The following is an 18142-nucleotide window of genomic DNA, read 5'->3' as shown; positions in this document are numbered from 1 at the left end:
CCCACGAGAGGATTACCCCATGATTCAGATCAGCGATTTCTCGTTCGTGTATCGCGAGGGCAGTGAGCCTACGGTTAGCGGCGTGAACCTGCGCATTCCCACCGGCGCTTTCGTGGGCATCACCGGCCCGGCGGGCTGCGGCAAAAGCACGCTCACGTATGCGCTCAACGGCATCATTCCGCACTGCTATCCCGGTGATTTCTATGGGTCGGTGCAGGTGGAGGGCTTGGATACGTGCGAAGCCTCTCTTACCGACATTTCCCGCGTGGTGGGAAGCGTGTGCCAGGACATCGATTCGCAGATGGTGTCTTCCATCGTCGAGGACGAGATTCTCTATGGCCTCGAGAACTTTGGCGTTTCGCACGACGAGATCGAGGAGCGCGTAACGGAAGCGCTTGCCGATATGGGTATTTCCGACTTGCGCGACCGTAGCATCGCGAGCCTTTCGGGTGGCCAGAAGCAGAAGGTGGCCATTGCCTCGATTCTCGCGCTCAAGCCGCGCGTGCTCGTGCTCGACGAGCCCACTGCCGAGCTCGACCCCGCCAGCTCGCTGCAGGTCTTCGAGTTGCTGGAGCGCTATGCGCGCGAGCATGGCACAACCGTTATCGTGGTAGAGCAGAAGATTGCGCTCCTTTCGCAGTTTGCCGACTTGCTGGTGATCATGGAATCGGGGCACGTGGTTTGCGCTGATGCTCCCGAACGTGTGCTCGAGCATGCCGAAGAGCTGCTGGAACTGGGCGTTAATTGTCCGCGTGCCACTACGCTCATGGGGCGCTTGGGGTTCCCGGTGTGCCGCAACGTGCCCGAGGCGTGCGACGCACTTGTCGGGGCGGTGCCGCAGCAGGGGCCGGAATCGGCGGTTGTGCTGGAGGAAGTGCACGAGGCGAAGGAGCCTGGTCGTGCGATTCTGGAATTCAGGGACGTTCACGCGTCGTATGATGCGGGCGTCCCCATCCTGCGCGGTGTCGATTTCGCCGTGCACGAGGGCGAGTTCGTGGCGTTTGCCGGCACGAACGGGGCGGGCAAGTCGACCACGATGCGCTTGGCGAATGGCCTGCTGAAGCCTGATAGGGGCGAGGTGCTCATCGAAGGCGTTTCCACGACGCAATTGCGAACGAGCGAGCTCGCGCGTCGCGTGGGTTTCCTCTTCCAGAACCCCGACCGGCAAATCTGCTGCCCCACGGTGCGCGAGGAGCTGCTGTTCGGGTTTCGCGCTCTGAAGATGGACGCGGCGGACGCGGCTGCTCGCGTGGATGCCATCATCGAGGAATTCGGCTTCAACCCCAACGACGACCCGTTCCTCCTGAATCGCGGGACAAGGCAGCTGCTCGCGCTTGCTTCCATCGTGGTGCTCGAGGTGCCCGTGATTATCCTGGATGAGCCTACAACCGGTCTCGATTGGCGCGAATGCGAAAAGGTCATGGGCATCATCCGACGCCTGCATCAGGCGGGAACCACCGTCATCATGGTGTGTCACGACATGGAAGTGGTGGCCGATTTCGCCGACCGCGTAATCGTCATGCACGAAGGACGCGTGGTGGGCGAGGGGCCGACGTTTTCGATGCTGCGTGCAACGGACGTTATGCACCAGGCGAGCATGGTACCGCCGCAAATCGTCGAGCTTTCGCTGGAGCTTTCCTCCAGGCGCGACGACCTGGCGCAAACGCGCATTGCCCATGCCAATACGCTCGATGACATGACCGGCGTGCTTGCGGGCATGCTGCGGGAGGGCGCTAGGAGCGTGCCCGCATGTACGCTCGATGGCGAAAGGAGCGCACGATGAGGGGATTTCTGGAATACGTGCCCGGCGATTCGCTGCTGCACAGGCTCAATCCCGTAACCAAGTTCCTGGGAGCGATCGTCTTCGCCGTAGCTTGCTTCTGCACGTCGAACCTGCCCTTCCTCGTGGCTATGCTAGCGGCCGGCTTGGCGATGGCTGCAAGTTGCGGCATGCTGAAGCCCACGACGGGGCTCATGAAGGCGGTGCTCGTCTTTTCCGCCATTCTGGCCGTCATTCAGTTGCTTACCGTGCCTGGTGGCATCGATCTGCTGCCGCTACCGTGGGGCAGCGTTGGCTCGGAGGGTGCTCGCGCGGCGGCTACGACCGTCCTGCGCTTGGAAGCTGCAGCGATCCCCTTGTTCCTGACCTTCTACGTGACGAAGATCACCGACCTCACCAATGCTGCGGTGAAGGTGCTGCACGTGCCGTATCGCTATGCGTTCACCTTCTCTTCCACGGTGCATTTCATTCCCGTGTTCTTGAACGATATGCGCGACATCATGGAGGCGCAGACCGCGCGTGGCGTTGAGTTCGACGCGGGCGGAATCGTGAACAAGGTTCGCCTCATGGTGCCCCTGTGCGTGCCGCTGCTGGTGAGTTCCGTGCGCAAGACCAATAGCGCGGCTATCGCCGCCGAGGTACGAGGGTTCAATTTGCGCACGCGCGCTTCGGGATATCGCCAGTATCCCATGACCGGGGCGGATATCGCCGCCTTCGCGCTCGTGCTGGCGCTGCTGGCGGCCTCCATCATCTTGGCTGTCCTTCTGTAAGCGAAGGCCCCTCTCCGGTGGGAAAGGGGCCTTCGCCTTGCGAGGAGAACGTCCCCGTACGATGTGCGTATGGTGCGGGGACGATTTTCTTCTACCCCCAAACCTCCTCGGCGATGTCGCGCACGAGGGCGATCTTGGCCCACTGCTCGTCTTCGGTGAGCTTGTTGCCGATTTCGCAGCTTGCGAATCCGCATTGGGGAGAGAGGCAGAGCCGATCGAGCGGAACGTACTTCGCAGCTTCGTGGATGCGAGCGATGATCTGCTCTTTGTCTTCCAATTCGGGGCGCTTCGAAGTGATGAGACCCAATACCACCTGCTTGCCTTCGGCGACGTTCGCCAGTGGCTCGAATCCGCCCGAACGCTCGTCGTCGAATTCCAGGAAGAACGCGTCGACGTGCTCGCGCGCGAAGAGCGTCGACGCGACGGCTTCGTAGCCGCCTTCGTTCGCGTAGGTGGAATGGAAGTTGCCGCGGCAGACATGCGTGTTGATGGTGAGTCCTTCGGGGCGCGCGTCGATCACGCGGTTGTTCAGGTTCAGCAGCTGCTCCTTCACGGCTTCCACGCCCGCGTCGTCGGTCCCGAAGAAGAGGGGAGCGCGCTTGTCGCAGAGCATGCCCCATGAGCAGTCGTCGAACTGCAGGTTCCTGCAGCCCGCATCGTAGAGCTGCTCGATGAAGGCGCCGTAGGCGGCAACCAGGTCGTCGGCCACTTCGTCATCGGTTTCGTAGAACGCGCGCGTGCGTTCCAGGTTGAAGGGCATGATGAGCTGTTCCAGGAACTGCGCAGGTGCGGGGATGGTGAGTTTCGCGACGGTGTTTTCGTCTTCCAGGTCGCGTACGAAGCGGTAATGCGCGATGAACGGGTGCTCGCCCTCGAGGCGAATCTTGCCCGTCACGAACGTGTCGTCGAGCATGGCCGCCTCATCGTGAAATGGCAGGCCCGTTTCGGTGGGAGCATGCCCGATGCCTTCGAATCCCCACATGAAATCGAGATGCCAGGTGGAACGGCGGAATTCGCCATCGGTGATGGTGGAGAGGCCGGCCGCCTGCTGCTTCTTCACCAAGTCGCGAATGGCTTCGTCTTCCACTGCCGTGAGCTCTTCCTGGGAAATGGCTCCCGCGGTGAATTTCGCACGTGCCTCGCGCAGCGCGGGCGGGCGCAGGAAGCTTCCGACGACGTCGAATCGGTGCGGCGTTTTCTTATCGTAGGCAATGGGCATGGCGGCATCCTTTCCTTAACGTCACAGTGCGTTACATGCCAGTATACCCGCCTGCGTACTCCAAGCGTCATCATCGTTTGCGATAGCCGGCGACTTCGTTATTCCTCTGCTTACTTTGTGCCAACCCGTCGTGCGCGCGGGGCCATAAAGTAAAGTAAGTGGCCGAATTCAATTAGTGGATAGGGATGTACATGGCAATCGACTTGGAATCGCTCAACGCCGAACAGCGTGAAGCAGTGGAGTGCACCGAAGGCCCGCTGCTCGTTCTGGCGGGCGCCGGCAGTGGCAAGACGCGCGTTCTTACGTATCGCATCGCGCATATGGTGGAAGACCTCTCCGTGCCGCCGTGGCAGATTCTGGCCATTACCTTCACCAACAAGGCCGCCAACGAGATGCGCGAGCGCTTGGATGGCATCGTGGGTCCTGCCGCCCGTGGCATGTGGGTTTCCACGTTCCACAGTATGTGCGTGCGCATCTTGCGCGCTAATGCCGAGGCCCTGGGCTTCTCGAATAGCTTCACCATCTATGCCGACGACGACAGCAAGCGCCTGGTGAAGGACATCATGTCGCAGCTGAACATCGATCCGAAGCGCTATCCCGTGAATGCACTGCGTAATCGCATTTCCTCGGCGAAGAACGAGCTCATGCTGCCCGCCGCATTCGAGGCGCAGGCCAGCGACCCTATTTCGAAAGTTGCCGCGAGCGTGTACGAAGAGCTGCAGAAGCGCCTGCGCCAGGCGAACGCGTTCGACTTCGACGACCTGCTCGTGTTCACGTGGCTTCTTCTGAAGAACCACCCCGAGGTGCTCGAGGCGTATCAGGACCGCTTCCGCTACATCATGGTCGACGAGTATCAGGATACGAACCACGCCCAGTACGCCATCTGCCAGCTTCTGGCCGCGAAGCATCGCAACATCATGGTGGTGGGCGACGACGACCAGTCCATTTACAGTTGGCGTGGTGCCGACATCCGCAACATCCTCGACTTCGAGAAGGATTACCCCAACGCGCACACGGTGAAGCTGGAAAAGAACTACCGCTCCACGGCTACCATCCTGAACGCCGCAAACGCGGTTATCGCGAATAACGTGCATCGCAAGAGCAAGAAGCTCATCTCCACGGGCGACGAGGGCGAAAAGGTGCAGGTGTACCTAGCCAGCGACGAACGCGACGAGGGACGCTGGATCGCTGGCGAAATCGAGCGTCAGCACGGCAAGGGCGTGAGCTACAACCAGTTTGCGCTGTTCTACCGCACGAACGCGCAGAGCCGTACGCTTGAAGATATGCTCTTGCGCGCGGGCGTGCCCTATCGCATCGTGGGCGGCACGCGATTCTTCGACCGCGCCGAAATTCGCGATGTCATGGCGTACCTCACGCTTGCAGTGAATCCCGCCGACGACATGGCGGCCAAGCGCATCATCAACGTTCCGCGCCGCGGCATTGGCAAAACCACCATCGACCATATCGATGCCCTGGCCATCGAGAACGGCTGCACGTTCCTCGAGGCGTGCCAGCTGGCGTGTGCCGACGAATCCATCCGCGCCGCCACGCGCCGTTCCCTGGGCGAGTTCACCCAGCTCATCCTCGAGACGTCGTTCTGGGAAGGCGAGCTGCGCAAGCTTGTGGAAATGGTTATCGACAAGAGCCGCCTGGTTCGTTCCCTGGAAGAGGAAAATACCGACGAATCGCGCGGACGAGCCGAGAACATCAAGGAATTCTTGGGCGTAGTCGACGAATTCGCTGCTACGCATGATGAATCCGACGCCCAGTTCGCTGCGCCCGTTGCTGGTGGGGCAGGGCAGGACGAGCCTGGCGAGGAACCCGTGCGCGTCCTTTCCGGAAACTCCCTTTCCGACTTCATCGAATGGGTCACGCTTCGTACCGACCTCGACACCATGACCGAAGATGGCACCGCCGTAACGCTCATGACGGTGCATGCCGCCAAGGGCCTCGAGTTCGATTACGTGTTCACCGCCGGCATGGAAGAAACCATTTTCCCCCATATGAGCAGCATGAACGATGGTGCTGGCGTGGAAGAGGAGCGAAGGCTGGCCTACGTTGCCATCACGCGTGCGCGCAAGAGGCTCTACCTCACGTGCGCGGGGCAGCGCAAGCTGTTCGGCCAGACGCAGGCGAACCCGCGTTCTCGCTTCCTGAACGAGATTCCTGCCGAGCTTCTTTCCACCACGGGCCTTGGCTCCTCGGGCTTTTCGGGCACGGGCTGGGAAAAGCGCGGCAGTCGCCGCGGCATTTCCGGCAGTGGCTCGGAAGCGGGGCAGGGCCGCGTGTTCGGTACTTCGAGCGCCCGTGGAACGTCGAGGCGCAGCGCGCCGGCGCCCACTGCGCCGCGCAAGAGCGCCGCAGCAGGTGCCACGTTTGCCCTGGGCGACATCGTCGACCACAAGGTATTCGGCCGTGGACGCGTTGTGAAAGTCGATGGCGACACGCTCTCGATTCGCTTCTCGAAGAGCGGTTCCACCAAAAAACTGTTGAAAGACTACGCTCCAATTGTCAAAATCGGAAAGTAACCCAAAAGCCTGAAAGCCGTAAAGGAAGGAAAACCCATGGCAGAACCCATCATTATCGTGGGGCACAAGAACCCGGACAACGACGCTATCTCGTCGGCTATTGGTCTGGCGTACTTCGAGAACGAGCTGGCTCGTCGCGAGGGTCGCGACGACGTGTACGAGGCCGTCTGCCTCGGCCCCCTTCCTCCCGAGACTGCTTGGAATCTCGAGCAGAACGGCATCGAGGCTCCGCGTCAGATCGATCACGTGGAAGCCGGCCAGCAGGTTATGCTCGTCGACCATAACGAGCTGAAGCAGGCCGTCGATGGCCTGGCCGATGCCGAGGTCGTGGGCATCGTCGACCATCATCGCATTGGCGATGTAGCCACTGCCGCTCCCATCTACATGACGGTGCGCCCCTGGGGTTCCACCTGCACGGTGCTCGCTGACATGTTCCGCCAGCACGACATCGAGATTCCCGTCTCCATCGCCAACGTGCTCCTTTCCGCCATCCTCACCGATACCGTTATCCTGAAGTCCCCCACGGCCACCAAGGTTGACGAAGAGCAGATCTCGTTCCTCGAGGGCATCACGGGCAAGCAGTACGTCGAGTTTGGCCAGCAGCTCTTCAAGTGCCGCGGCGGCGAGGCCGACCTGCCCATCGAGAAGTACGTGGGCGCCGACGCCAAGGAATTCGAAGTGGGTTCCACCACGGTGCTCATCGCCCAGCACGAAACGGTCGACCTGGAAGGCGCCATGGAGCGCGAGGAAGAGGCTCGTGCCTATATGCGCAAGCTTCAGGAGGAAAAGGGCTACGACTTCGTGCTCGTGCTCGTTACCGACATCCTCGCCGAGGGCAGCAACTTCCTGGTAGAGGGTAATCACGCCGTTGTCGACAGCGTGTTCGGCATCGATAGCTCGAAGACCGTTTGGATCGACGGCATTCTGTCCCGCAAGAAGCAGGTCGCCGCTCCCATCCTTGCTGCCAACTAAGCGCATGTAATTCCGTGCTGCAGTTGCGTGTTCGCCCGTCTCGGTGTTTCGCCGGGGCGGGCTTTTTGCTGTCTCGGCTTGGGCGATGCGATTCCGTCGTTCGCATTGTCTAATGCGTCGCTCATGTGTCGATTTACGCGCCCTTTCACTTTCGCGCGCTAAAGTGCGCTACACTGATGCTCGTTGTTCCCGTTATTTCCCAAGGGGGTAAGGCTATGTCAAACGATTTCCGCGAGCTGGGCGAACGTATCAAGGGTCTCCGAGAGGCCTGCGAAGTATCCCGCCATTCCATGGCTGCCGAGCTTGGCGTAGATGTCGACACGTATACCGAATGGGAAGAGACGGGCGCAGACGTACCCATTTCCGCGATTTACCACATGGCCAACAAGTTCGGTGTCGAGTTCACCGAAATCCTCACCGGTGGCGAAACGCGCCTTTCCACCATCCAGGTGGTGAAGGCGGGCGCGGGCCGCGAGGTGAACCGTCTTCCCGGGTATCATTTCGAAGATCTGGCCTGGCGTTTCTCGCATAAAATCATGCAGCCGCTCATGGTTACGCTCGATCCGTCCGACGATCCCGCGGAACTCGTCACCCATGGTGGCCAGGAGTTCAATTACGTGGTTCAGGGCTCCGTGATTCTTTCCTATGATGGCCGCGAATACCAGCTTGAAGAGGGCGATTCGGTTTATTTCGACCCGATGCGCCCGCATGGGCAGCGTTGCGGAGGCAGCGTCCCCGCCAAGTTCCTCACGTTCATCGCCGAATAACCGCCGCGTAGCCAGGAGTCATTGTGGATTACATTTTGAACAAATATTGTCCGCGTATCGAATTCGATTCCTACGAGGACTTTTTCGAGAACTTCACCATCGACATTCCCGAGAACTTCAATTTCGCGTACGACGTCGTCGACGAATGGGCGCGCGTCGAGCCCGAAAAGAAGGCACTCGCGTGGGTTGACGATAATGACGATGCGCGCGAGTTCACGTTTTCCGATATTTCTCGCATGTCGAACCAGATGGCGAACGTGTTCAGCCAGCAGGGCATCGGCAAGGGCGATGTCGTGCTCATGATTCTGCGTCGCCGTTGGGAATACTGGGTGTGCGCGATGGCGCTCTGCAAGATTGGCGCCACCGTGGTTCCCGCAACCATCCAGCTCACGCGCAAGGATATCGCATATCGCTGTAACCTTGCCGGCGTGAAGATGATGGTTTGCGTGAACGACGACTACGTGTGCGAGCAGACCGAGCTTGCCATGCAGGACGCCCCCAGCGTTCAGGGGAAGATCGTCTGTGGCGGCACGCGCGACGGTTGGATGTCGTTCGACGAGCTCATCGAGGGCGCAAGCGCCGAGTGGGAACGCCCCCAGGGCGAAGACGCCACGAAGCTCGACGACATCATGCTCATGTACTTTACGAGCGGCACCACGGGCAACGCCAAGGCGGTGGAGCATTCGTTCAAGCATCCGTTCGGCCATATCATCACGGCGAAGTACTGGCAGCAGGTTCAGGAGAACAAGCTGCATATGAGCGTAACCGATAGTGGCTGGGCTAAGTTTGGCTGGGGCAAGCTGTATGGCCAGTGGATGGCCGGTGCATGCGTGTTCTGCTATGACATGCTGAAGTTCGTTCCCGCGAAGCTTCTTCAGGTCATGCAGGATTACAAGCTCACCACGTTCTGCGCGCCTCCCACCATGTACCGCTTCATGCTGCAGGAAGACGTGGCCAGCTACGACCTTTCCTCCATCCAGAACTTCGCCACGGCGGGCGAGCCGCTGAACGCCGAGGTTACGGTTGCGTGGGAGCGTTTCACCGGAAAGAAGATCCGCGAGGGGTTCGGCCAGTCCGAAGGGCCCGTGCTCGTTGCGACGTTCCCCTGGGTCGAGCCTCGTCCCGGTTCCATGGGGAAGCCCAGCCCGCTTCTGAACATCCGCCTGCTCGACGACGATGGCAACTTCGTACCCGATGGCGAAGAGGGTGCCATTTGCGTTACGCACTTGAAGGATGCGTATCCCCCGGGCCTGTTCGTGGGCTATTTCGGCGACCCCGAGCGCACCAAGGAAGCGCTGGGAGGCTCGTTTTACAACTTGCACGACATGGCGTGGCGCGACCCCGATGGCTACCTTTCCTTCGTGGGACGCAACGATGACGTCATCAAGTGCTCGGGCTATCGCATTGGGCCGTTCGAGGTCGAAAGCGCGCTCGTGGCGCACCCTGCCGTTGTGGAGTGCGCGGTTACCGCAGCTCCCGACCCCATTCGCGGCAAGGTCGTGAAGGCCACCATCGTGCTTGCACGTGGATACGATGGAACGCCCGAGCTTACCAAGGAGCTCCAGAATCACGTGAAGAAGACCACGGCACCGTATAAGTACCCGCGTATCGTGGAATACGTCGACGAGCTTCCCAAAACGGTTGGCGGCAAGATCAAGCGCAAGCTCATTCGCACGAACGACGGCATCGTGGATTAGGCCCCATCAGCGCAAAGATGGAGCTTGTGTGGCGGCGCTTACGAGGATTTTTCAAAATGGCTAGAGTAAGCACCTGTTATTTCATATAGCGCAGTGAGGGCATGAATTCGCGAAGGCGGATACCGTAACGAGCTAGGTTACGGTATCCGCCTTTTTGTTTTGCGCTCCGCTGCATCGGAAAGGAGGAACTGGTTCTTCATGGATCAGAACAAGGAAATGCCGAAGGCACGTGTCCAGGTCGCGCATCCGTATCTTGCGCTTATGGGGTTATACCTGGGTGGCTTCACTGGCATGTACAGCGAGACCGCGCTTAACATCGCGCTGCCCCAGCTTTCCCAGGCATTTGGCGTCGACAGCTCGCTCACGCAGTGGATGGTTGTTGGCTATATGCTGGTCATCGGGCTGTGCATGCCCTTTTCCAGCTTGCTCACGAAATGGTTCAGCGCACGCAAGCTCACGCTCTTCGCGCTTGGCGCGTTTATCGTTGGCTCGCTCATCAGCGGCTTCGCGGGCGATTTTGCGATGGCCCTGGCAGGCCGCTGCATTCAGGGCATTGGTACCGGCATCGTGCTGCCGCTTATGTTCAGCATGGTCATGCAGGTTATTCCGCCCCATAAGCTTGGTGCCGCCATGGGCATCACCGCGCTGGTGATCATGTTCGCCCCTGCAATTGGCCCCACGCTTTCGGGCATTATCATGGGTGCGCTTTCATGGCGCTGGATCTTCTTCAGCTTTGTGGTGTTCCTGGCTGTCGGCTTCGTCTTCGCCCTCATCTTCGAGGTGAACGCGTTCGAAATCACGCGTCCGCGCATCGATGCGCTCTCCGCGCTTCTCTCTTGCGCTGGCTTTGGCCTGGTCGTTTTTGGTGCAGGCATCGCTTCGGGCTTCGGATGGCTTTCCGCTCCCGTGCTCGTTTCGCTCATTGTGGGTGCGTGCTGCCTGGCCCTGTACGCGCGTCGTCAGATGGCTTCGTCGAGCCCCATCATCAACATGGACGTGTTCAAGGTTCGAGGCTTCCGCATTGGCACGCTGCTCATGATCGTGAACTTCGGCATTACTCTTGCGGCGATGTACATCCTGCCTCAGTTCTACCAGAACGCCATGATGGTTCCCGTTGCGCTTACCGGCATGCTTCTCTTGCCTGGTGGCGTGGTTAATGCCCTGGTGAGCATGGTGGCTGGTCGCCTGTTCGACCGTGTGGGTGCTCGCATTCCCGCCCTGGTAGGCTTTGCGCTATCCATCGTTTCCGCGGTTATGTTCCTATCCGTTTCTCCCACGACGCCGCTCGCGTTCGTCGTGGCGGCCCATATCGTCATGATGATTGGCGTGCCTCTGGCGATGTCGCCGGTTCAGACGCATGGCCTGGCCGCGCTGCCCGGACGCCTTTCCACCGACGGCACTACGGTTCAGAATACGCTGCAGCAGGTTGGCGGTGCCATCTGCACGGCTGTGGCCACGAGCCTGCTCGTAGCGGGGCAGGGCGTTTCGGCTGCCGCCGAGGCCTCCTTCGCGTTTTCCGATGGTGCGCATTGGGTGTTCGTGTTCGTGCTCGCCCTTGCGGTGTTTGGCCTCGTCGTGTCGCTGCGCATCGGCGACAATCGCCGCAAGGCGCGTGAAGCGGAGGGTTCCGTAGCCGCGCAGGCTGCATAATCATATGCGCTTCATAGTTCGCTGCATGCGGGCATACGAAAGCGGCTCGGGATTCCCCGAGCCGCTTTTTTGTTCGCGTATGTGTAACGCGGGCTTATTTCACGACGAGCACGTCGCATTCCTGAGTGCGGATAAGGTGCGTGCTCACGCTTCCCACGAACGCGTACTTGATGCTGGAAAGGCCGCGTGCGCCGCAGACTACCAAATCGGGCTCGAATGGGGCGATGAGAAGGTTATCGAGCGTGTCGTTGATGGAACCCGCTTCGACCACCACTTCGACGCTTGGGATGTTCGCGTCGGCCTTGGCTTCTTCCAGGATGTCGGCGATTTGACGCTCGGCTTCGGCTTTCGCCTGCTCGCAGAGGTCTTGGAAGTTAATGGCGCTCGCCTCGCTCGGGACGGCGTCGACAACGTGGCCGAATCGGAGGGCGGCTTTATTGTCGGATGCCATGGCAACAGCCTTGCGTGCTACTGCAGCCTGCGTGGACGATCCGTCGAGTGCGCAGAAGATGCGCTGATATCCAGCTGGCATGGTGATCCTTTCTCGAAGACTAATTGACAGTTCTATTGTACCGCTTTTGGCTGGGGGTGGATAAAGAGGCGGATAATATACGCTATTGTTAATATCTTCCATATTCCGCGCGCAGGCCGGAAACGTGCCCTACATATATATAGGTGGGTTCGCGCGTGCTTCGCCTAGGGGCTGTATCCTGCTGAACCCTCTTTGCGATGCGCTGTCAACACAAATCTTGAAGATTATGCGAACGCAGGCACATAAATAGGGGAGTGCGTCTTTCGACACCGTCTTTCACCTGCGCTTACGTGATTATCGGGGTATGGATACGCCCGGGCGCGTGGCGTTTGACAGGCCCTATATCGGATAGTAAAGTACCACATCGCGTCCCATTGGGGCGTTTACTTTCGTGTGCGTAACAGCTGAACGCACCCGCAAGTAGAGAAAGAAGGGCAAGGTGCTTGAGGCGCAAACCTCAAGCGACCAGGATACAGAAGGAGTAATCGCTTTGCCTACTATTAACCAGCTGGTCCGCAAGGGCCGCCACGACCAGGTCGTCAAGAAGAAGACCCCTGCGCTGAAGGGCAACCCCCAGAAGCGCGGCGTGTGCACGCGCGTGTACACCACCACGCCGAAGAAGCCGAACTCGGCACTGCGTAAGGTCGCCCGTGTGCGCCTCGTAAACGGCATGGAAGTTACCGCTTACATCCCCGGCGAGGGTCACAACCTGCAGGAGCACTCCATGGTGCTCATCCGCGGCGGTCGTGTTAAGGACCTCCCCGGTGTTCGCTACAAGATCATCCGCGCTGCTCTCGACTGCGCTGCGGTTTCCGATCGCAAGCAGGCTCGCAGCCGCTACGGCGCCAAGAAGCCGAAGAAATAAGCGAAGCAAGATACTAGTAGTAAGTAACGAAAGGAAGCTTTATGCCGCGTCGTGCAGCAGCATCCCGCCGCGAAGTCAAGGCGGATGCAGTTTATAACAATCGGCTGGTCACTCAGCTGATCAACAAGGTTCTTCTCGACGGTAAGAAGTCCACCGCCGAGGGTATCGTCTACGGTGCATTCGACATCGTTGCCGAGAAGACGGGCGAAGACGCCCTCTCCGTGTTCAAGAAGGCTATGGACAACGTCCGCCCCACGCTGGAAGTCAAGCCCAAGCGTGTTGGTGGCGCTACCTACCAGGTGCCCATGGAGGTCAACTCCCGTCGTGCCACCACGCTTGCCATCCGCTGGATCGTCGATTTCAGCCGCAAGCGCAAGGAACACACGATGAAGCAGCGCCTCGCCGCTGAAATCATGGATGCCGCCGAAAACCAGGGCGCTTCCGTTAAGCGTCGCGAAGACCTCTACAAGATGGCTGAATCTAACCGCGCCTTCTCGCACTATCGCTTCTAGGGGGATCTAGCATGGCTAAGAATACGCTTCAGGATACTCGTAATATCGGTATCATGGCTCACATCGATGCCGGTAAGACCACCACGACGGAACGTATCCTGTACTACACGGGCAAGACCCACAAGATCGGCGAGGTGCACGATGGCGCCGCGACGATGGACTGGATCGTTCAGGAGCAGGAGCGCGGCGTAACGATCACGTCCGCTGCTACCACGTGCTTCTGCAAGAAGGACGGCAAGGACTACCCCATCCAGATCATCGACACCCCGGGCCACGTAGACTTCACGGCCGAGGTTGAGCGCTCCCTGCGCGTCCTCGACGGTGCCGTCGCCGTGTTCGACGCCGTTGCCGGCGTTCAGCCCCAGTCTGAGACCGTTTGGCGTCAGGCTGTGCGCTACGGTGTACCCCGTATCGCCTTCATCAACAAGTACGACCGCGTTGGCGCCGATTTCTTCCATGCCATCGACACCATGCGTGATCGTCTGGGTGCCAAGGCAGTTGCCGCTCAGGTTCCCATGGGCGCCGAAGACAACTTCTGGGGCGTCATCGACCTGGTTACCATGACCGCTTGGGACTTCAAGGCCGACGAAAAGGGCATGACCTACCCCGAGGCCATGGATGCCATCCCCGACGAGTTCAAGGAGCAGGCTGAGCTCTACCACCAGGAACTGCTCGAGGCTGCCGCCGACTGCGACGACTCCCTCATGGAGAAGGTCCTCATGGAGGAAGAGATCACGGTCGAGGAACTCAAGGCTGCTCTGCGCAAGGGCGTTATCGGCAACATGATCAACCCCGTCTTCGTGGGCTCCGCCTACAAGAACAAGGGTGTTCAGGAACTGCTCGACGCCGTTGTCGACTACCTGCCCAGCCCCGTTGACGTCCCCGCCATCAAGGGTACGAACCCCGAAACGGGCGAGGAAGACGAGCGCCCCAGCGATATGAAGGCTCCCTTCTCCGCTCTGGCATTCAAGATCATGCCCGACCCGTTCGTTGGTAAGCTCACCTACCTGCGTGTTTACTCCGGTAAGCTCGAGGCTGGCTCCTACGTGGTCAACGCCACGAAGGACAAGAAAGAGCGCATCGGCCGTCTGCTGCAGATGAACTCCAACCAGCGTATCGACCTCGACACCTGCGCCGCTGGCGACATCGTGGCCGTTGTTGGTCTGAAGAACACCACCACGGGCGACACGCTGTGCGACGAGGGCGCTCCCGTTGTGCTCGAGTCCATGGAATTCCCCGATCCGGTTATCGACGTTGCCGTCGAGCCGAAGACGAAGGCCGAGCAGGATAAGATGAGCGTTGCTCTTCAGAAGCTCGCCGAGGAAGACCCGACGTTCCGCGTTTCCACCAACGAGGAAACCGGCCAGACCATCATCGCCGGCATGGGCGAGCTGCATCTGGAAATCATCGTCGACCGTCTTCTGCGCGAATTCAAGGTCGAGGCTAACGTGGGTAAGCCCCAGGTTGCCTACCGCGAAACGGCTACCACGCGTGCCGACAACGTCCAGGGCAAGTTCGTCCGCCAGTCCGGTGGTCGCGGCCAGTACGGCGACGCTGTCATCAACCTCATCCCGCAGGAGCAGGGTGCAGGCTACGAGTTTATCAACAACATCGTGGGCGGTGCTATTCCCAAAGAGTACATCCCCTCTGTTGACAAGGGCATCCAGGAAGCTCTCAACAATGGCGTTCTGGCCGGTTACCCGGTTGTCGACGTCAAGGTCGAGCTGGTCGACGGTTCTTACCACGAAGTCGACTCCTCCGAAGCTGCCTTCAAGGTTGCAGGCTCCATGGCCATCAAGAACGCTCTGAAGAAGGCCAACCCGGTCATCCTCGAGCCGATGATGAGCGTCGAAGTCGAAACGCCGGAAGAGTACATGGGCGACGTTATGGGCAACCTGTCCAGCCGTCGTGGCCAGATTCAGGGCATGGGCGACCGCGGAAACGCCAAGGTCATCAACGCCAAGGTGCCTCTGAGCGAGATGTTCGGCTATGCAACCGACCTGCGCAGTGGTACGCAGGGCCGCGCTTCGTACACCATGCAGTTCGATAGCTACGACCAGGTGCCGAAGAACGTGGCAGAAGAAATCATCAGCAAGGCTGGCGGTAACGCTTAAGCCCGAAGGCTTGCGTTTCGCTTCATAACGGAGGTTATACAAAGTGGCTAATCAAAAGATTCGCATCCGCCTGAAGGGCTATGACCATGAGATTGTGGACCAGTCCACCAAGCTCATCGTCGACACCGCCCAGAAGACTGGTGCCAAGGTATCCGGTCCTATTCCGCTGCCCACCGAGCGCAACATGTATTGCGTCGTGAAGGGCCCGCACGTGAACAAGGACTCCCGCGAACAGTTCGAAATGCGTACGCACAAGCGCCTGATCGACATCCTGGAGCCCACGGCCAACACGGTCGACTCCCTGATGCGCCTCGATCTTCCTGCTGGCGTTGACATCGAGATCAAGCTGTAGGAGGTTTGCAGAGAATGATTAACGCTATCTACGGTACTAAGCTGGGCATGACCCAGATCTTCGCCGAGGATGACACGGTTGTTCCCGTAACGGTCATCCAGGCCGATCCGAACACCATCTGCCAGGTGAAGACCGCCGAGACCGACGGTTACGATGCTGTGCAGCTGGGCTTCGGCTCCATCAAGGAAAAGAAGGTTAACAAGCCCATGGCTGGCCATTTCGCCAAGCAGGGCGCCCAGCCCGTTCGTCACCTTCGCGAGGTTCGCGTCGAGAACGCGTCCGAGTACAAGGTGGGCGACACGGTGACGGTTGCTAACTTCTCCGAGGCTAAGCATGTCGACGTTACCGGTACGTCCAAGGGTAAGGGCTTCGCTGGCGTTATGAAGCGCTACGGCTTCGCCGGTGGTCCTGGTGGACATGGTGCTCACTTCCATCGTGCTCCCGGTTCTGTGGGCATGTGCGCCACGCCCTCCCGCGTTCTGAAGGGCCTGCGTCTGCCTGGTCACATGGGCTGCGACACGGTTACGGTGAAGAACCTCGAGGTCGTTTCGATCAACGAAGAGCAGAACCTGATTCTGGTCAAGGGTGCGGTGCCCGGCGGCAAGAACGCCATGGTCCGCGTGCGCCTGGCCTAAACCCAAGGAGTTAACACATTATGGCAAACATTGAAGTTAAGAACACGAGCGGCAAGAAGGTCGAAGTACGCGACCTGAACGCTGCGGTGTTCGGCATCGAGCCGAACATCCCCGTGATGCATCAGGTTGTGCGTGCTCAGCGTGCTTCCTGGCGTCAGGGTACGCATGACACCAAGACGCGCGGCCAGGTTCGCGGCGGCGGCAAGAAGCCTTGGCGCCAGAAGGGCACCGGTCGTGCTCGTCAGGGTACGATCCGCGCTCCTCAGTGGGCTGGCGGCGGTACGGTCTTCGGTCCGCATCCCCGTTCCTACGCTTTCCGCGTGAACAACAAGGAAGTCAAGCTTGCTCTGCGTTCCGCTCTGTCCGCTAAGCTGGCCGACGAAGAGCTGTTCGTTATCGATTCCTTCGGTTTCGAAGCTCCCAAGACCAAGGACGCAAAGGCTATCCTGGACGCTCTGAACGTTTCCGGTCGTATCACCATCGTTGTGGGCGACGAAGACGTGAACGCGTACCTCAGCTTCCGCAATCTTCCCCTCGTCGAGGTCATCCCCGTGTGCGAGATGAACACCTACGACCTGGTGAACAACAAGGCTCTCGTCATGAGCGCCGAGGCTCTGAATCGCATCGAGGAGGTGCTTGCATAATGAAGGATCCCCGCGAAGTGATCATCCGTCCCGTCATTTCTGAGCATAGCTACGACATGATGGAGAACAACGTTTACACGTTCGAAGTTGCCAAGAGCGCTAACAAGATCGAAATCGCCAAGGCTATCGAGGAAATCTTTGATGTCAAGGTGAAGAAGGTCAACACGCTCAACGTGAAGTCCAAGCCGAAGCGCGTCCGTTACACCATGGGTCGCACCCGCACTTGGAAGAAGGCTATGGTTACCCTGGCCGAGGGCGACAGCATCGAGCTGTTCACCGCCTAAATCTAGCTTATCCGCTAGTATTGAAGAGCACCTGGCTTATGCTGGGTGCTCTTTTTGTTGCATGGGGTTCAACCTGGGGGAGGGGCGTGCCCCGCAACCCCTCGGGCACACCCGCTCCGCTGCTCGCGTGGTTTCGGCCCCGCACGGGCCGAAACCTACGCTCGTGCGCTCGCTGGTTCATGCGTTTACTTGGCGCTGCCGCGTATTGGATTCACGATGATGCAGCTTCGGCTTTGCCTTGCTGCCTCCTCGCGAATCCAATACGCTAAACAGCGCTATATATATGGCTTTCACAGTGCACCCGAGAGGCTGCGGGACACGTCCCGTGTTGCGGGTTGAGGGAAGCTCAAGCAACGGCACGACAATCGATGCCACCAGCGGGGAGCATCGCTTCGCTCGCTCTTCTTGCTGGGGGATGGCCTGTTCCCGGGCGGAGAACAGCTCGCTGGCTGGAATCGCCTAAAAGCGTTCAGAAACTGAAGCTGTTGCTGTCATGCATTCCCTAGCTTGCTCCCGTTTCCAGCGCGTGACCGCTCTGTATGGTTCGGCCTGCAATGCCAGCGATGCTGCAGGCCATAGGCCAACATCGAGTGGGATAGTTGCCGCGTTGCGGTTGGGTGCAATCGGATTGATTAAAACGATTTAAACGAGGCTTCTAGTTTTCCTTTGTCGCATGCGCAGCGTGTGGTCGGGTAACGTCAACTCGCGAGCGGCAGTAATTCGAAACGGTAGGTCGGGCGGCCGCATGGCCCCGGAGGGACACTGTGAAAGCAAAAAAATAAAGCGCTATGCTCGGGGGTGCGGCGTAGAGGGCGGGAAGC

At 59.6% G+C, this 18142-nt stretch carries 16 protein-coding genes; 14 read left to right on the top strand and 2 right to left on the bottom strand.

The genetic code is table 11. From position 1 onward, the window contains the following. The first annotated feature begins 19 nt into the window (after nucleotides 1-19). Entirely contained in the window at nucleotides 20-1783 is a 1764-nt protein-coding gene (locus AC04P6_RS02640) for an ABC transporter ATP-binding protein (protein ID WP_475565038.1), read from the top strand. Further along, nucleotides 1780-2550, top strand: coding sequence for an energy-coupling factor transporter transmembrane component T family protein (locus AC04P6_RS02635; RefSeq protein ID WP_475565037.1), 771 nt, complete (start codon nucleotides 1780-1782; stop codon nucleotides 2548-2550). The genes AC04P6_RS02640 and AC04P6_RS02635 overlap by 4 nt, the downstream gene beginning before the upstream one ends. A gap of 91 nt (nucleotides 2551-2641) precedes the next feature. Here AC04P6_RS02635 and AC04P6_RS02630 read toward each other — a convergent pair whose 3' ends face one another. Further along, on the bottom strand, nucleotides 2642-3769 hold the full coding sequence (locus AC04P6_RS02630; protein WP_475565036.1) for a 5-methyltetrahydropteroyltriglutamate--homocysteine S-methyltransferase: 1128 nt from the start codon (nucleotides 3767-3769) through the stop codon (nucleotides 2642-2644). A gap of 191 nt (nucleotides 3770-3960) precedes the next feature. Here AC04P6_RS02630 and AC04P6_RS02625 point away from each other — a divergent pair, with 191 nt between their 5' ends. From AC04P6_RS02625 to AC04P6_RS02605, 5 genes are all read left to right on the top strand, one after another. After that, nucleotides 3961-6297: an ATP-dependent helicase gene (locus AC04P6_RS02625; protein WP_475565035.1), complete on the top strand. Its 2337-nt coding sequence runs from the start codon at nucleotides 3961-3963 to the stop codon at nucleotides 6295-6297. Nucleotides 6298-6333: 36 nt separating this feature from the next. Continuing rightward, nucleotides 6334-7269, top strand: a complete 936-nt coding sequence (locus AC04P6_RS02620; RefSeq protein WP_475565034.1) for a manganese-dependent inorganic pyrophosphatase — start codon at nucleotides 6334-6336, stop codon at nucleotides 7267-7269. 215 nt (nucleotides 7270-7484) lie between these two features. Beyond that, a complete protein-coding gene (locus AC04P6_RS02615; protein ID WP_475565033.1) occupies nucleotides 7485-8036 on the top strand; it encodes a helix-turn-helix domain-containing protein in 552 nt (183 codons plus the stop codon). A gap of 23 nt (nucleotides 8037-8059) precedes the next feature. Beyond that, a complete protein-coding gene (locus AC04P6_RS02610) occupies nucleotides 8060-9733 on the top strand; it encodes an AMP-binding protein (protein WP_475565032.1) in 1674 nt (557 codons plus the stop codon). Nucleotides 9734-9931: 198 nt separating this feature from the next. Continuing rightward, nucleotides 9932-11383, top strand: a complete 1452-nt coding sequence (locus AC04P6_RS02605; RefSeq protein WP_475565031.1) for a DHA2 family efflux MFS transporter permease subunit — start codon at nucleotides 9932-9934, stop codon at nucleotides 11381-11383. 94 nt (nucleotides 11384-11477) lie between these two features. Here the strand turns inward: AC04P6_RS02605 and AC04P6_RS02600 are convergent, their stop codons facing one another. Further along, the gene (locus tag AC04P6_RS02600; protein WP_475565030.1) at nucleotides 11478-11915 is read right to left on the bottom strand and encodes a universal stress protein; all 438 of its coding nucleotides are present in this window, start codon (nucleotides 11913-11915) and stop codon (nucleotides 11478-11480) included. 490 nt (nucleotides 11916-12405) lie between these two features. On the opposite strand from AC04P6_RS02600, the gene rpsL reads away from it, so the two are divergent. From rpsL to rplW, 7 genes are read left to right on the top strand one after another with little or no spacing between them, the layout of a single operon-like run. Continuing rightward, nucleotides 12406-12780: a 30S ribosomal protein S12 gene (gene rpsL / locus AC04P6_RS02595; protein WP_066663304.1), complete on the top strand. Its 375-nt coding sequence runs from the start codon at nucleotides 12406-12408 to the stop codon at nucleotides 12778-12780. 41 nt (nucleotides 12781-12821) lie between these two features. Next, nucleotides 12822-13292, top strand: coding sequence for a 30S ribosomal protein S7 (gene rpsG, locus AC04P6_RS02590; RefSeq protein WP_066663301.1), 471 nt, complete (start codon nucleotides 12822-12824; stop codon nucleotides 13290-13292). An 11-nt stretch (nucleotides 13293-13303) separates the two neighbouring features. After that, nucleotides 13304-15406: an elongation factor G gene (gene fusA / locus AC04P6_RS02585; RefSeq protein WP_475565029.1), complete on the top strand. Its 2103-nt coding sequence runs from the start codon at nucleotides 13304-13306 to the stop codon at nucleotides 15404-15406. A 43-nt stretch (nucleotides 15407-15449) separates the two neighbouring features. Then, complete coding sequence (gene rpsJ, locus AC04P6_RS02580) at nucleotides 15450-15758, top strand: 30S ribosomal protein S10 (protein WP_066663296.1); 309 nt, start codon at nucleotides 15450-15452, stop codon at nucleotides 15756-15758. A 14-nt stretch (nucleotides 15759-15772) separates the two neighbouring features. Continuing rightward, nucleotides 15773-16393: a 50S ribosomal protein L3 gene (rplC, locus tag AC04P6_RS02575; protein WP_475565028.1), complete on the top strand. Its 621-nt coding sequence runs from the start codon at nucleotides 15773-15775 to the stop codon at nucleotides 16391-16393. Nucleotides 16394-16413: 20 nt separating this feature from the next. Next, nucleotides 16414-17037: a 50S ribosomal protein L4 gene (gene rplD / locus AC04P6_RS02570; RefSeq protein ID WP_475565027.1), complete on the top strand. Its 624-nt coding sequence runs from the start codon at nucleotides 16414-16416 to the stop codon at nucleotides 17035-17037. After that, entirely contained in the window at nucleotides 17037-17321 is a 285-nt protein-coding gene (gene rplW / locus AC04P6_RS02565) for a 50S ribosomal protein L23 (RefSeq protein WP_475565026.1), read from the top strand. The genes rplD and rplW overlap by 1 nt, the downstream gene beginning before the upstream one ends. The last annotated feature ends 821 nt before the right edge of the window (nucleotides 17322-18142 follow it).

This window comes from Denitrobacterium sp. (assembly GCF_056180635.1).
The sequence above is the reverse complement of the archived record's forward strand: the minus strand, read 5'-3'. Positions and strand labels throughout refer to the sequence as shown.

Bases quoted from the DNA above. Each gene is read 5' to 3' on its own strand.
- AC04P6_RS02605 (WP_475565031.1), top strand. From the start codon at position 9,932: ATGGATCAGAACAAGGAAATGCCGAAGGCACGTGTCCAGGTCGCGCAT.
- AC04P6_RS02625 (WP_475565035.1), top strand. From the start codon at position 3,961: ATGGCAATCGACTTGGAATCGCTCAACGCCGAACAGCGTGAAGCAGTG.
- AC04P6_RS02620 (WP_475565034.1), top strand. From the start codon at position 6,334: ATGGCAGAACCCATCATTATCGTGGGGCACAAGAACCCGGACAACGAC.
- AC04P6_RS02615 (WP_475565033.1), top strand. From the start codon at position 7,485: ATGTCAAACGATTTCCGCGAGCTGGGCGAACGTATCAAGGGTCTCCGA.
- AC04P6_RS02630 (WP_475565036.1), bottom strand. From the start codon at position 3,769: ATGCCCATTGCCTACGATAAGAAAACGCCGCACCGATTCGACGTCGTC.
- AC04P6_RS02635 (WP_475565037.1), top strand. From the start codon at position 1,780: ATGAGGGGATTTCTGGAATACGTGCCCGGCGATTCGCTGCTGCACAGG.
- rplW (WP_475565026.1), top strand. From the start codon at position 17,037: ATGAAGGATCCCCGCGAAGTGATCATCCGTCCCGTCATTTCTGAGCAT.
- fusA (WP_475565029.1), top strand. From the start codon at position 13,304: ATGGCTAAGAATACGCTTCAGGATACTCGTAATATCGGTATCATGGCT.
- AC04P6_RS02640 (WP_475565038.1), top strand. From the start codon at position 20: ATGATTCAGATCAGCGATTTCTCGTTCGTGTATCGCGAGGGCAGTGAG.
- rplD (WP_475565027.1), top strand. From the start codon at position 16,414: ATGGCAAACATTGAAGTTAAGAACACGAGCGGCAAGAAGGTCGAAGTA.
- AC04P6_RS02600 (WP_475565030.1), bottom strand. From the start codon at position 11,915: ATGCCAGCTGGATATCAGCGCATCTTCTGCGCACTCGACGGATCGTCC.
- rplC (WP_475565028.1), top strand. From the start codon at position 15,773: ATGATTAACGCTATCTACGGTACTAAGCTGGGCATGACCCAGATCTTC.
- rpsG (WP_066663301.1), top strand. From the start codon at position 12,822: ATGCCGCGTCGTGCAGCAGCATCCCGCCGCGAAGTCAAGGCGGATGCA.